This is a genomic window from Suttonella ornithocola (assembly GCF_001889065.1).
GTDB classification, from domain to species: Bacteria; Pseudomonadota; Gammaproteobacteria; order Cardiobacteriales; family Cardiobacteriaceae; genus Suttonella_A; species Suttonella_A ornithocola.
This window is the reverse complement of record NZ_LWHB01000296.1, coordinates 1-816: the sequence shown is the minus strand read 5'-3', so window position 1 is coordinate 816 and position 816 is coordinate 1. Positions and strand designations below refer to the sequence as shown.

Annotated in this window: 3 protein-coding genes; all 3 read right to left on the bottom strand. The window is 39.0% G+C overall.

Translation table 11 applies throughout. The annotated features are described in order from the left end of the window. On the bottom strand, positions 1-68 hold a 68-nt coding region (locus A5N85_RS18015), incomplete at its 3' end, for a transposase (RefSeq protein ID WP_428843262.1). Then, positions 65-412 carry a transposase gene (locus A5N85_RS13860; protein WP_072577652.1) on the bottom strand — a complete coding sequence of 116 codons (348 nt, stop codon included), beginning with the start codon at positions 410-412 and terminating at the stop codon, positions 65-67. The genes A5N85_RS18015 and A5N85_RS13860, both read right to left, overlap by 4 nt. Beyond that, complete coding sequence (locus A5N85_RS13855) at positions 412-768, bottom strand: IS630 transposase-related protein (RefSeq protein WP_072577651.1); 357 nt, start codon at positions 766-768, stop codon at positions 412-414. Before A5N85_RS13855 ends, A5N85_RS13860 begins: the two co-directional genes overlap by 1 nt. Positions 769-816 lie beyond the last annotated feature (48 nt).

The window sequence follows — 816 nt, the reverse complement described above, 5'->3', positions numbered from 1 at the left end:
TTCTTAATCCAAGCCCACATCTTTTCAATGGGATTTAAGTCTGGACTATAAGGGGGTAACCAAACTATCTCATGCCCATGCTCTTCAATGATTGCTTTGAATATACACTGCGTTTATGAAAAGCGGCATTGTCCATGACAATTACACTGTTTTTAGGTAACTCAGGTAACAGTGCTTCTCTCACCCAATGAGAGAAAATATCGCTGTTAATAGAACCATCATATAAGCGTAAGGCAAACAATTCTCCATTGATAATGGCTCCAATCGCATTGCTCTGGTTCTTTAAATGCCAGTTATCACTTCCATGACAAACTTCTCCTTTTGTGCTGTAGCCATAAGCTCTATGAGCAAAGGCTTTAAAACCACATTCATCAAGATAGACTATCGGTTTGTCTTGAGCGGTCTTATCCACTATTTGTTCTTGAAAGTGCTCTCTTTTCTCTGTGTCGGCTTTTGGATGTTGGTTAATCTTTTTTTATGCGTTATCTTTAGTCGCTTTAGAGCATAACAAATCGCTGATTGCGAGCAATTAAAACGTCTAGCTCTTTCCCATTGGTAATCATCAGGATACTGCTCAATATCCTTAAGCAAGGCTTCATCATCAATCTTTGAGGGCTTACGCTCAGTAAAACCTTTAGGATGGGGATTTTTAATCCAGCTATAGACGGTGAATTTGCTGATCTTGTAGCGCTTTGCAACAGCGCGCCAAGTTTCTCCATTAGCAATATCGTTAAGAATTTTCTGTCGGAATTGGCAGCAGTAGGTCATAGGATATGCTCAGTTTGTTTTTGATAATTCTACTACAAGTTKTTCTTT

Excerpts from the sequence above, each read along its gene's own strand:
- A5N85_RS13855 (WP_072577651.1), bottom strand. The coding sequence starts at position 768 with ATGACCTACTGCTGCCAATTCCGACAGAAAATTCTTAACGATATTGCT.